Annotated in this window: 11 protein-coding genes; 6 read left to right on the plus strand and 5 right to left on the minus strand. The window is 71.0% G+C overall.

Annotated elements, in window-relative coordinates:
- Positions 1–207 precede the first annotated feature (207 nt).
- From KHC19_RS19845 to KHC19_RS19860, 4 genes are all read right to left on the minus strand, one after another.
- Entirely contained in the window at positions 208–1,242 is a 1,035-nt protein-coding gene (locus KHC19_RS19845) for an aspartate-semialdehyde dehydrogenase (RefSeq protein WP_213354728.1), read from the minus strand.
- Between the two features lie 131 nt (positions 1,243–1,373).
- Complete coding sequence (locus tag KHC19_RS19850; protein ID WP_213354730.1) at positions 1,374–2,576, minus strand: MFS transporter; 1,203 nt, start codon at positions 2,574–2,576, stop codon at positions 1,374–1,376.
- Positions 2,576–3,859, minus strand: a complete 1,284-nt coding sequence (gene ispG / locus KHC19_RS19855) for a flavodoxin-dependent (E)-4-hydroxy-3-methylbut-2-enyl-diphosphate synthase (RefSeq protein ID WP_213354732.1) — start codon at positions 3,857–3,859, stop codon at positions 2,576–2,578. Before ispG ends, KHC19_RS19850 begins: the two co-directional genes overlap by 1 nt.
- Positions 3,860–3,932: 73 nt before the next feature.
- Positions 3,933–4,433, minus strand: a complete 501-nt coding sequence (locus KHC19_RS19860) for a Fur family transcriptional regulator (protein ID WP_213354739.1) — start codon at positions 4,431–4,433, stop codon at positions 3,933–3,935.
- A gap of 188 nt (positions 4,434–4,621) precedes the next feature.
- On the opposite strand from KHC19_RS19860, the gene KHC19_RS19865 reads away from it, so the two are divergent.
- The 4 genes from KHC19_RS19865 to KHC19_RS19880 all read left to right on the plus strand — a co-directional run bounded on the left by KHC19_RS19865 (position 4,622) and on the right by KHC19_RS19880 (position 8,175).
- Positions 4,622–5,401: a 3-hydroxybutyrate dehydrogenase gene (locus tag KHC19_RS19865; RefSeq protein ID WP_213354740.1), complete on the plus strand. Its 780-nt coding sequence runs from the start codon at positions 4,622–4,624 to the stop codon at positions 5,399–5,401.
- Positions 5,402–5,430: 29 nt separating this feature from the next.
- Positions 5,431–6,708, plus strand: a complete 1,278-nt coding sequence (locus KHC19_RS19870) for a patatin-like phospholipase family protein (RefSeq protein WP_343207765.1) — start codon at positions 5,431–5,433, stop codon at positions 6,706–6,708.
- A gap of 50 nt (positions 6,709–6,758) precedes the next feature.
- The gene (locus KHC19_RS19875; protein WP_213354741.1) at positions 6,759–7,340 is read left to right on the plus strand and encodes a GNAT family N-acetyltransferase; all 582 of its coding nucleotides are present in this window, start codon (positions 6,759–6,761) and stop codon (positions 7,338–7,340) included.
- A gap of 64 nt (positions 7,341–7,404) precedes the next feature.
- Positions 7,405–8,175 (plus strand): RluA family pseudouridine synthase, encoded by a 771-nt coding sequence (locus KHC19_RS19880; RefSeq protein WP_213354748.1) that lies wholly within the window; start codon positions 7,405–7,407, stop codon positions 8,173–8,175.
- Positions 8,176–8,194: 19 nt separating this feature from the next.
- On the opposite strand, the gene KHC19_RS19885 is transcribed toward KHC19_RS19880, so the two are convergent.
- Positions 8,195–9,145, minus strand: coding sequence for a glucokinase (locus KHC19_RS19885; protein WP_213354750.1), 951 nt, complete (start codon positions 9,143–9,145; stop codon positions 8,195–8,197).
- Between the two features lie 146 nt (positions 9,146–9,291).
- Between KHC19_RS19885 and rsmB the strand changes: the two genes are divergently transcribed.
- Together rsmB and KHC19_RS19895 are read left to right on the plus strand one after the other, a co-directional pair.
- Positions 9,292–10,653: a 16S rRNA (cytosine(967)-C(5))-methyltransferase RsmB gene (rsmB, locus tag KHC19_RS19890; RefSeq protein ID WP_213354752.1), complete on the plus strand. Its 1,362-nt coding sequence runs from the start codon at positions 9,292–9,294 to the stop codon at positions 10,651–10,653.
- A gap of 105 nt (positions 10,654–10,758) precedes the next feature.
- Positions 10,759–12,513: a heparinase II/III family protein gene (locus KHC19_RS19895; RefSeq protein WP_246549194.1), complete on the plus strand. Its 1,755-nt coding sequence runs from the start codon at positions 10,759–10,761 to the stop codon at positions 12,511–12,513.
- The last annotated feature ends 187 nt before the right edge of the window (positions 12,514–12,700 follow it).

A 12,700-nucleotide genomic window follows, 5' to 3' on the forward strand; every position in this document is an offset into this window, starting at 1 on the left:
GGTGCCCGGCGCGAGCCGGGCCTCGAAGGCTGGTTGTTTCGGTGCGATCGCGCCGGATGAGCCTCCTTCGAGGCTCGCTGTGCTCGCACCTCGGGAGGAGTTTGTTCTTTCAGGGGGCTATTGCCGCCGAATGCAGGGATGGAGGCCTGTCGCCAAACGCAAGAAAGGCGGCTCGCGCCGCCTTTCAGGACTTCCATCGACCGAGGCTCACGCCGCCTTCTGCTTGGGCTTCAGGAGCTTGCGGTTGACCAGCACCTCGGCGATCTGCACCGCGTTCAGCGCCGCGCCCTTGCGCAGATTGTCCGACACGCACCAGAAGGAGAGGCCGTTCTCCACCGTGGCGTCCTCGCGGATGCGCGACACATAGGTGGCGTCCTCGCCGGCCGCCTCGTAAGGCGTGATGTAGCCGCCGGCCTCGCGCTTGTCGACGACCAGCACGCCCGGCGCGTTGCGCAGGACCTCGGTCGCCTCCTCGACGGTGATCGGGCGCTCGAACTCGACGTTCACCGCTTCCGAATGCGAGACGAACACCGGCACGCGCACGGCGGTGCAGGTGAGCTTGATCTTCGGATCGAGGATCTTCTTCGTCTCCGCCATCACCTTCCATTCCTCCTTCGTGTAGCCGTCTTCCATGAAGACGTCGATGTGAGGAATGACGTTGAAGGCGATGCGCTTCGGGAACTTCTTCGCCTCGATCGGATCGGAGACGAACACGGCGCGGGTCTGCGAGAACAGCTCGTCCATCGCATCCTTGCCGGCGCCCGACACCGACTGATAGGTCGCCACCACGACGCGCTTGATGGTCGCGGCGTCGTGCAGCGGCTTCAGCGCGACGACCAGCTGAGCGGTCGAGCAGTTGGGGTTGGCGATGATGTTCTTCTTGGTGAAGCCGGCAATGGCGTCGGCATTCACCTCCGGCACGATCAGCGGGACGTCGCTGTCGTAGCGGAAGGCCGAGGAATTATCGATCACCACGCAGCCCTGGGCGCCGATCTTCGGCGACCACTGCTTGGACACCTCGCCGCCGGCCGACATCAGGCAGATGTCGGTGTCGGAGAAGTCGTAATTCTCGAGGGCTTTGACTTTCAGGGTCTTGTCGCCGAAGGAGACCTCCGTGCCCACCGAACGGCGGGAGGCGAGCGCGATCACCTCGTCCGCGGGGAAACCGCGTTCGGCGAGGATGTCGAGCATTTCGCGGCCCACGTTACCCGTGGCGCCGGCGACAGCGACCTTGTAGCCCATCTCAATTCTCTCCTGACAGCCCTGCCATTCACAAGCTCGGGCGAGGGCGGGCTTTTACGCCGAAAGTCGAGGCGAGGCAACGCCCATGGCGTGCGCGGGACGCAGGGGTGGCAAGCTTTTGCCGGGGACGCTCAGGCCGGCCGCCTGGTACCGCCCAGCAGCAGGAAGGCGGCGAGCGCCACCACCGACAGGCCGGCGCCGGCGAGGAAGGTGGCGGAGGACCCATGCGCCTGCCACAGCCAGCCGGCGGCGACGTTGCCGACGAGCACCGTCAGCCCGGTCATCAGGTTGAAGACGCCGAAGGCGGTGGCCTTCAGCCGCGCCGGGGCGGCGTCGGCAATCAGCGTGGCGAGGATCCCCTGCGAGAAGCCCATATGCAGGCCCCACAGCACGATGCCGGCGAAGAAGGCCGGCAGCGAGCCGGCCTGCGCCAGCACCAGATCGGCGGCGAGCAGCAGGACGAGGCTGACGGCGAGCGGCGCCATGCGGCCGGTGCGGTCGGACAGTCGGCCGACCGGATAGGCGGCGAGGCCGTAGACCACATGCATCACCACCATGGTGATCGGCACCCAGGCGGCGGCGAGGCCGACCTCCTGCGATTTCAGCAGCAGGAACGCCTCGCTGAACCGCGCCATGGTGAAGACGCAGGCGGCGGCGATGACGGCCCAGGTACCCGGATTCAGCCTGCCGGCCTCGGTGAGCCGCGGGCGATCCTTGGCCTTGCCGGGTGGTTGCGCCGGCTCGCGGATGCCGAAGATCAGCAGCGCCACGGCGAGGAAGGCGGGGAGGGTGGCGATCCAGAACACGGTGAGGATGTCGCCGGAGGTCGCCAGCATCAGGCCGATGGCGACCAGCGGGCCGACGAAGCCACCGACGGTATCCAGAGACTTGCGCAGCCCGAAGGCGGCGCCGCGGATCTCGGCCGGCACGGTGTCGGCGATCAGCGCGTCGCGCGGGGCGCCGCGGATGCCCTTGCCGACACGGTCGAGCGCCTTGGCGGCGACGATCCAGCCCAGCGAGGATGCGAGCGGGATCATCGGCTTCGAGAGCGCACCAAGGCCATAGCCGAGCACGGCCAGCGGCTTGCGCTTGCCGGTCCAGTCGGAGATCAGGCCGGAGAACAGCCGCGTCACCATGGCGATGGCGACCGCCAGCCCCTCGATGAAGCCGATGGCGAGCGCCGAGGCGGCGAGCTCGGTGACGAGATAGATGGGCAGCAGCGTCTGGACCATCTCCGAGGAGATATCCATCGCCAGGCTGACGACGCCGAGCACCCAGACGGTGGCGGGGATCGGCGGCTTCGCGCGCGGCGCGGCCGCGGCCGGCGACGACATTATTCCGCCGCGCCGGCGCGGGTGACGGCGAAGCGGCGCGCGACGTAATCCTCGACGATCTTCTTGAAATCCTCGCGCAGGCTGGGGCCGCGCAGCGTCATCGCCTTCTTGCCGTCGATATAGACCGGGGCGGTGGGGAATTCGCCGGTGCCGGGCAGCGAGATGCCGATATCGGCATGCTTCGATTCTCCCGGCCCGTTGACGATGCAGCCCATCACCGCGACGTTCAGCGTCTCGACGCCGGGATAATGCTTCTTCCACTCGGGCATCGAGGCGCGGATGAAGTCCTGCACCTCGAAGGCGAGTTCCTGGAAGGTGGTGGAGGTGGTGCGCCCGCAGCCCGGGCAGGCGGCGACCAGCGGCACGAAGGTGCGTAGGCCCATGGTCTGCAGCATTTCCTGCGCCACCGTCACCTCGCGGGTGCGGTCGCCGCCCGGCTCGGGGGTGAGCGAGACGCGGATGGTGTCGCCGATGCCCTGCTGCAGCAGCACGCCCATGGCGGTGGAGGAGGCGACGACGCCTTTGGTGCCCATGCCCGCCTCGGTGAGGCCGAGATGCAGCGCGTAGTCGGCGCGGCGGGCGAGCTCGGAATAGACGGTGATCAGGTCCTGCACCGCCGAGACCTTGGCGGAGAGGATGATCTTCTCGCGCTTCATGCCGATCTCTTCGGCGAGCGCGGCGGAGAGCAGCGCCGAGCGCACCAAGGCTTCGCGGGTGACGGCGCGGGCGTCGGCGGGGCGCGGCAGCCTGGCGTTCTCGTCCATCAGCCGGGTCAGCAGGTCGTCGTCCAGCGAGCCCCAATTGGCGCCGATGCGCACCGGCTTGTCGTGCTTGATGGCGATTTCGACGATGGTGGCGAAGTGGCGGTCGCGCTTCTCGCCGAAGCCGACATTGCCGGGATTGATGCGGTATTTCGCCAGCGCTTCCGCGCAATCCGGGAAATTCGCCAGCAGCAGGTGGCCATTATAGTGGAAGTCGCCGACCAGCGGGGTGTCGAGCCCCATGCGGGCGAGGCGCTCGCGGATCTCCGGCACGGCGCGGGCGGATTCATCGCGGTCCACGGTGATGCGCACGATCTCCGAACCGGCGCGGGCGAGCTGGGCGACCTGCAGCGCGGTGGCCTCGGCATCGGCGGTGTCGGTATTGGTCATCGACTGCACGACGACCGGCGCGCCGCCGCCCACCGTGACCGCGCCGACCTGGACCGGCACGGTGCGGCGCCGCTCCTGCGGGCCGGCGGCTTCCAGCTCGGGCGCGACGATCGGGGCGGGTTCAGCGGTCATGACACGGGTTCCGGCAGCGTGACGGCCAGTCGGGAGAGCAGTTTCGGAGGGGTAGGCCGGGCGCCGGCCGGCGTCAACCGTTGGCGGAGGCGGGCGGCGTGCGGCAGCGGGCGCAGGTGCCGGCGATCTCGAGCACCGGGGTGCGCGGCATGAAGCCGGCGGCACGGGTCGCCCAGGCGATGTCGCGGCCGATGGCGTGCGAGGCGACCTCGTCGGTGAGGCCGCAATGCTCGCAGATGAGGAACACGATCACGTCATCGGCCTCATGCGCCCGGCCGCAGGCGAGGAAGGCGTTGCGGCTCTCGATGCGGTGGGCGAGGCCGCCGGCCACCAGGAAATCGAGCGCGCGGTAGACCGACATCGGCGGCGGCCGCTCGCCGCTCTCGCCCAGCCGCTCCACCAACTCATAGGCGCCGAGCGGTATGTGGCTCTGCGCCAGCGTCTCCAGCACCCGGCGGCGCAGCGGCGTGAGCCGGGCGCCGCTTGCGCCGCAGCATGCCTCGGCGCGCGCCAGCACATCCGCGACGCAGGCGGCGTGGTCGTGATCGTGATGGACGGCGGGCGAAACTGTCATGCGCGGATCGTAGCCGACGGATAGGAAACGGGAAACCGTCTTTGCGGCCGGGGCTTTGCGACCGTGCGACGGGACTAGCAATGGCAGGCGGCCATGCTAGCGTAACTCATATGGGGATGAGGCCGCGCGGCTGCGAGCCGCCGCGTCTCTGGTTGCGATGCCGCAGAACTCAGGCAGGAGAAAGATCGATGCTCAAGGGTAAGAACGCCGTCGTCACCGGCTCGACCAGCGGGATCGGCCTCGCCATCGCGCGTGGCCTCGCGGCGCAGGGCGTGAACATCACGCTCAACGGCTTCGGCGACGCGGCGGCGATCGAGAAGGAGCGCGCGGGCATCGAGAGCGCATTCGGCGTGAAGGCGGTCTATTCCGCCGCCGACCTCACCAAGGGATCGGAATGCGCGGCGCTGATAAAGTTCGGCGAGGAGCAGCTCGGCTCGGTCGACATCCTCGTCAACAATGCCGGCGTGCAGCATGTCTCGCCGATCGAGGACTTCCCGGACGACAAGTGGGACCTCATCATCGCGCTGAATCTCTCGGCCGCCTTCCACGCCATCAAGGCGGCGGTGCCGGGCATGAAGGCGCGCAAATGGGGGCGCATCATCAACACCGCCTCGGCGCATGCGCTGGTCGCCTCGCCGTTCAAGTCGGCCTATGTCTCGGCCAAGCACGGCATCGCCGGCTTGACCAAGACGGTGGCGCTGGAGACCGCCACCTTCGGCATCACCTGCAACGCCATCTGCCCGGGCTATGTGTGGACGCCGCTCGTCGAGAAGCAGATCCCCGACACCGCCAAGGCGCGCGGCATCACCGAGGACGAGGTGAAGGACTTCCTGCTCGCCGAGCAGCCGACCAAGCAGTTCGTGACGGTGGAGCAGGTGGCGGCGCTGGCGGTGTTCCTCTCCCAGGAGACCTCCGCCTCGATCACCGGCGCGCTGCACCAGATCGACGGCGGCTGGGTCGCACAGTGAGCGGGGCGAGCTGAGGGGAGGAGGCGCAGGTGGCTGACAAGGGGTCCGACACGTCGAAGACGCGGCGTCCCGCCGCCCGAAAGGCGGGCGCCCGGTCCGGCGCCTCCGCTCGCGCCACCGCCAAGGACGCGCCGCCCGCCGAGGCGGCGGAGCGGCCCAGCGAGGAGGCGGCCACCGTCGCCAGCGCCATCTCGGTGCAGGGACCGGTGGGCGAGGCGGCGGTGCGGCGTGACACCAACTCCACCCACCCCGCCAAGGCCGAGGCGCTGAAGACCAACCTCAAGCCGATCAACCTCGCCTTGCAGGGCGGCGGCGCGCATGGCGCCTTCACCTGGGGCGTGCTCGACCGGCTGCTGGAGGATGGGCGCATCGTCGTCGAAGGCATCTCCGGCACCAGCGCCGGCGCGATGAATGCCGCGGTGCTGGCCTCCGGCCTGGCGCGCGGCGGCAATGAGGGCGGGCGCGAGGCGCTCGCCCGCTACTGGCGGGCGGTGTCCAAGGACGGGCGCGCCAGCCCCTTGCAGCGCACGCTGCTCGACCGGCTGTGGGGCAACTGGTCGCTCAACATGAACCCGGCCTATATCGCCTTCGACGTGATGAGCCGGTTCTTCTCGCCCTACGACCTGAACCCGATGAACATCAATCCGCTGATGGACCTCATCGAGGAGCATGTCGACTTCGGCGCCGTGCAGTCCTGCTCGCATGTGCACGTCTTCGTCTCCGCCACCAATGTGCACACCGGCAAGGTGAAGGTGTTCTCCAAGCACGAGCTCACCCCGGCGGCGATCATGGCCTCCGCGTGCCTGCCCTTCATGTTCCAGGCGGTGGAGATCGACGGCGTGCCCTATTGGGACGGCGGCTACATGGGCAATCCCGCCATGTTCCCCTTCTACGACGCGGTGAAGACCGACGACATCGTGCTGGTGCAGATCAACCCGATCATCCGTCGCGAGACGCCCAAGACCGCCCGCGACATCAACAACCGGATGAACGAGATCACCTTCAACGCCTCGCTGCTGGCACAGCTGCGCGCCGCCGAGTTCGTCACGCGGCTGCTCAACGAGGGGCGGCTGAGCCACAAGGGCGACGGGATTGACGGCTACCGCAACCTGCGCCTGCACCGGATCGACGGCGCGGAAAAGCTGGTGGCGCTCGACGCTTCCACCAAGATGAACGCGGAATGGGAGTTCCTGCTGTTCCTGCGCGACATCGGCCGCGAGGCGGCCGAGGGCTTCCTCGAGCGCCATTACGACGATATCGGCGTGCGCTCGACGCTCGACGTGCACGAGGAGCTGCGCAAGAGCTAGGGCTACGACAGCCGGAGCCGCGGCGCGCGGACCGGCGAGGAGGTGGCGACATGGCCGGAGAGGCGCCTGCCGTTCCCGAGCTGGAGACGGCGCGGCTGTCGTTGCGTGCGCTGGGCCCGGCGGATGCCGAGGGGCTGCACCAGGCCTATGGCGACGCCGAGGCCATGCGGTTCTGGGACCTGCCGGCCAGCGCCGACGTGGCGGAAACCGAGCGTCGCATCCGCTTCTCCCTGCAGATCGGCACGGCGTGGCATGCCGCCTGGGCGGTGCGCACGCGCACGGACGGACGCGCGGACGGGCGCTTCGTCGGCATGGTGAACTATCACGACCGCCAGCCCTGGAACCGCCGCCTGGCGGTGGGATGGATCCTGGTGCCCGCCCTGCGCGGCCAAGGCCTGATGACGGAGGCCATGGGCGCCCTGCTCGCCCATGGCTTCGGCGCGCTCGATGCCCATCGCATCGAGGCGGAGATCGAACCGCAGAACCTGCCGTCGGAACGGCTGGCCCGGCGGCTGGGGTTCCGGCGCGAGGGACTGCTGCGCGACCGGCTCCAGGTCGCGGGGCGGGCGCGGTCGGTCGCGATGTGGTCGCTGCTGCGGCCGGAATGGGAGGCCGGGCGGGTCTCGTCCTAGGCGGGCGCGGTGCGGAGGCCGACATCCTCTCGACGCGCCCCGCGCTTTGTGATGTGACGGGAGCATGAGCCAGCCATCATCCCCGCCGTCCGATTTCTCCCGACACCGCCCCGCCGTCGATATCGCCGCGCGCGTGCTGCATCGCGACGCGATGACGCTGATCATCGACAAGCCGGCCGGCCTGCCCGTGCACAAGGGTCCCAAGGGCGGGGAGACGTTGGCCGACCATCTCGACGCCCTGCGCTTCGGCCTGCCCAACCCGCCGGAACTGGCGCACCGGCTGGACAAGGACACGTCCGGCTGCCTGGTGCTGGGCCGCCACCGCAAGGCGCTGGCCGATCTCGGCCGTGCCTTTGCCGGCGGTTCGGTGGGCAAGACCTATATCGCGGTGGCCAAGGGCGTGCCGGGCGAGACGCGCGGGCGCATCGAGCTGAAGCTCGCCAAGCGCTCGCCGCAGCGCGGCTGGTGGATGGCGGTGGATCCGGCCGGGCAGCAGGCGATCTCCGAATGGGAGCTCATCGCCGCCGGCGAGGGGCTGTCGGTGCTGGCGCTCTCGCCGCTGACCGGGCGCACCCACCAATTGCGGGTGCATCTCGACGCCATCGGCCACCCGATCCTCGGCGACAGCATCTATGGCGGCGCCTCGCGGCTGCCGGGCGGGCCGATCCTGCATCTGCACGCCCGCCGGGTGGTGCTGCCGCAGCCCAAGGGCCGGCCGCCCATCGACGCCCGCGCGCCGCTGCCGCCGCACCTCGCGGCGACGCTGACCGGCATGGGGCTCGACCCGGACGCGGTGGCGCAGGCCGCCGATGCAGTGGTGTTCTCCAAGCTCTAGCGGGGCGCCCGCGCCGCGGTCAGGCGAGCGCGAGCGCGAGCCGGCCGCCCAGCTGGCCGCAGCCGACGAGGCCGGGCGTGGGGTGGGTGATGACCTGCACCGGCGTCGCCGCAAGGCGCGGATCGAGCGGAGGGTGCTCCTCGAAGGCGTCGCGGAACGGCGAGCCCTCATAGAAGGGCAGCAGCCCGGCGGAGACGCCGCCGGCGAGATAGACGCCGCCGCGGGCATCGAAGGTCAGCGCCAGATCGCCGGCGACGCGGCCGAACAGCCGCAGGAACACGTTGCAGGTCTCGCGCGCATCGGCGTCGCCCGCGAAGGCGGCGGCGATCACCTGTTCCGGCGGCAGCCGCTCGCCGGTGAGCACGCGATGGATGCGGGCGAGGCCGGAGCCGGACAGCGCGTGCTCGACGACCGCCGGGCCGAGTTCGCGCACCATGTGGGCGATGAGGCGGGCTTCCTCGGTGGTGGTGGCGCCGAGCCGCGCATGGCCGCCTTCGCCGGTGACGGCGTGGAACGTGTCGCCGATCTTCATCAGCCCGGCGACGCCGAAGCCGGTGCCCGGCCCGCAGACCAGCATCGGCGCGCCCTCGGCCGCCTCGCCGCCGCCGACCGCCACCAGATCGTCCGGCCCGAGCGCCGGCACGCCATAGGCGAGCGCCTCGAAATCGTTGACAGCCGCCAGTTTCTGCCAGCCGAAGCGGCGGCGCAGCTCGTCCTTGGCGAAGGACCAGTCGCGATTGGTGAGGCGCACCTGCTCGCCATCGGCGGGCCCGGCGATCGCCAGCACCGCGCCGCCGACATCGTCCGCCGCCGTGCTGCGGGCGGCGAGATCGGTCTCGATCAGCGCCTCGAAGCCGGCAAAGTCGTCGTTGCGGTGGATGCGCACATCCTGCGGGCGTCCGTCGGCTCCGACGAGGGCGAGGCGGGAGGAGGTTCCGCCGATATCGGCGACGAGAATGAGGTGGGGCATAGGGCCTGGGCGTCTGGCTCGCGGTGGGATGGCGGGTGCGCATAGGACCCAATCTCGCGCGCTTCCACAAGTCCCGGCCGCAGATGTCCCGAACAAGCGGGCGGCGGACGGTTGCGTTCCACGCCGGACCGGCCTAGTCCGACGAAATGAGCGAATCATCCCGCCGACCGCACGCCGCTTCCAATCGCCGGGCCGCTCCGGCCCAACCGGGTCTCGCAGTTCGCCGCGCGGCCGCGGACGCCTTCGACGCCGTCTTCGTCAATGGCCGTCCGCTGGAGGAGGCGCTCGACCGGCTGACCCGCGACCTCGACGACCGCGACCGCGCGCTGGCGCGGATGATCGCGGCCACCACGCTGCGGCGGCTCGGCTCGCTGCGGGCGCTGCTGGCGGCTTTCGTCGAGAAGCCCTTGCCGGAGAAGGCGCGGCGCGGCGAGACGCTGCTGCTGATCGGCGCCGCGCAGGTGCTGTTCATGGACGTGCCCGACCATGCGGCGGTGGCGACCAGCGTCGACCTGGCGGGCGAGCAGGCCTCCACCGCCGGTTTCAAGGGGCTGATCAACGCCGTGCTGCGCCGGATCGCCCGCGAGGGGCGGGCGCGACTGGAGGCCGATGCGGTGTACGATCAGCCCGATTGGCTGATCCGCGGCTGGACGCAGGCCTATGGCGCCGAGGCCGCCGGGGCGATCGCCCGCGCGCTCGCCAGCGAGGCGCCGCTCGACCTCACCGTGAAGACGGATCCCGCGCTCTGGGCGGAGCGGCTCGGCGGCGAGGTGCTGCCGACCGGCTCGGTGCGCCTCGTCGATGCCGGCAACGTCACCGCCCTGCCGGGCTTCGGGGACGGCGCGTGGTGGGTGCAGGACGCGGCGGCCTCGATCCCCGCCGGCCTCGTCCATGCCGCGCCCGGCATGCAGGTCGCCGATCTCTGCGCCGCGCCGGGCGGCAAGACCGCCCAGCTCGCCGCCGCCGGCGCGCAGGTGACGGCGGTGGACCGCTCCGGGGCGCGGCTGAAGCGGCTCACGCAGAATCTCGCCCGGCTCGGGCTCGCGGCCGAGGTGGTGGAGGCGGATGCCTCGAATTTCCAGGGCGGGCCGTTCGACGCGGTGCTGATCGACGCGCCGTGCTCGGCGACCGGCACCATCCGCCGGCATCCCGACGTCGCCTGGTCGAAGGCGCCGGCGGATATCGCCAGCCTCTGTGCGCTGCAGGGGCGGATCCTGCGCCATGCGGCGAACCTGGTGCGGCCGGGCGGCGTGCTGGTCTATTCCACCTGCTCGCTGGAGCCGGAGGAGGGCGAGGGGCAGATCGCCGCGCTGCTCGCCGCCCGCACGGATTATGAGCGGGTGCCGGTGCTGCCCGGCGAGAACGGCATCGCGGCGGAGTGGATCAACGCCGCCGGCGAGGTGCGCACCCTGCCGACGCACCTGCCGCATGAGGACCCGCGCCGCGGCGGCCTCGACGGCTTCTTCGCCGCGCGCCTGCGCCGTCGCGGCGGGCCGGACGCCGCGTAAGGGCATCCGGTGGTGGACGCGACTCGAGGCTCGGCTAAGCTGGCGACGATTCATGCGTCGGATTCCGGGAGGGGGCCGGTTGGCCGGACCACACCAGACGAAGCGATGTCCGAGGCGACGGCGTTCAGGGATCTCGCCCCGATGAGCGGCGAGGGACTGGCCGACCGCGCGCGCCGGCTGCTGCGCATCGCCGAGCTCGGCTGGCGCACGCTGGCGGTGCATGCGCTGGCGCATCCTCCCTTCGCCTGGTGGTCGGCCTCGCTGCCGGTGTCCGGGCGGCTGCTGTTCGCGCCGCAGGACCTGCGGGCCGGCGATCCCGCCCGGGCGGCGGAGATCTATGCCGGCTGCTTCTCCTTCGCCGGCAAGGCGGTGGAGACCGGCGGCGCCTCGCCCTTCGAGATGGTGCCGCCCTCGCGCGAATGGGCGCAGGCGCTGATGTCGTTCGGCTGGCTGCGGCACCTCCACGCCTCCGACACCGCCATTGCGCGCGCCAATGCGCGGGCGCTGGTCGGCGATTTCATCAGCCTCGGCGGCGCCCGCCTGCCGATGGCCGCCGAGCCGGAGGTGGCGGCACGGCGGATGATCAACTGGCTGTCGCAGGCGCCGCTGATCCTCAAGGACGGCGATGCGCGGTTCCATCGCCGCTTCCTGCGCTGCCTCTCGCAGCAGGCCCGCTATCTGCGCAGCGTCCAGCGGCTCGCCCGTGACGGGCGGGCGCGGCTGGCCTGCGCGGTGGCGCTGAGCTTCGCCGGCCTGTGCATGGCCGACCAGCCGCGGCTGCTGCGTTCCGCCCAGAGGCGGCTGACCGAGGAACTGGAGCGGCAGGTGCTGGCCGATGGCGGGCCGGCGAGCCGTAATCCGGGCATGCTGATCGAGCTGCTGCTCGATCTCCTGCCGCTGCGCCAATGCTTCGAGGCGCGCCATGTGCCGCCGCCGCCGGTGCTGGTGAACGCCATCGACCGCATGATGCCGATGCTGCGCTTCTTCCGCCATGTCGACGGTTCCTTCGCGCATTTCAACGGCATGGGGCCGACCTCGGCCGACGGGCTGGCGGTGGTGCTGGCCTATGACGACGCCCGCGGGCAGCCGGTCTCCAACGCGCCCTATTCCGGCTATCAGCGCCTGGAAGCCGGCGGCACGGTGCTGATCGCCGACACCGGCCGGCCGCCGCCGCCGCTGATGAGCCACGAGGCGCATGCCGGCTGCCTGTCCTTCGAGCTTTCCAGCGGCCGCAACCGCGTGGTGGTGAATTGCGGCGCCCCCACCCCGGCGCATGAGAGCTGGCGTTCCGTCGCCCGGCAGACCGCCGCGCATTCCACGGCGACACTGGCGGAGATCTCCTCCTGCCGCTTCATCGCCGGCGGGCTCGCCATGAAGCTGTGCGGCACGCCGGTGCTGGACGGCCCCGCCGACATCCATGTCGACCGCTCGGCGCGCGGCGGCGCCGACGTGCTGCGCGCCAGCCATGACGGCTATGCCCGCCGGCTCGGCATCGTGCATCAGCGCTCGTGGCGGCTGTCGGGCGACGGCAGCTGCCTCGACGGCGAGGACCTGTTCCGCGCCGCCCAGGGCGAGGAGCTGCCCGGCGACAGCCGCGACGGCTACGCCATCCGCTTCCACCTGCACCCCTCGGTGAAGGCGGCGCGGGCGCCGGACGGGCAGACGATCTATCTCACCCTGCCGGATGGCGACGACTGGGTGTTCGAGGCGCCGGACTGCGCGGCGACCATCGAGGAGAGCGTCTATCTCGCCGCCCATGGCGGGCCGCGCCGGGCCGAGCAGATCGTGGTGAGCGGCCATGCCCGCAAGACGCCGCGCGTCGCCTGGACCTTCGTGCGGGTGCAGGGCGCGCGGGGGTAGGAGGCTCTTCGCTTCCCGAGGTGGTCCCCTCTCACCGATCGGCTTTGTCGGCCACCTCTTGCCATCGGGGAGAGGGTGGGAAGGAGGCGCGCGCCGGGGAAGGCGTGGATGCCCGGCACGAGGCCGGGCATGACGGTGCTCCGGGTGGGAGCGGGCGCGGGGCATTCGGGTGCGGTTTCCCTCTCCC

The organism is Ancylobacter oerskovii, assembly GCF_018390555.1.
In the GTDB taxonomy this organism is placed as follows: Bacteria; Pseudomonadota; Alphaproteobacteria; order Rhizobiales; family Xanthobacteraceae; genus Ancylobacter; species Ancylobacter oerskovii.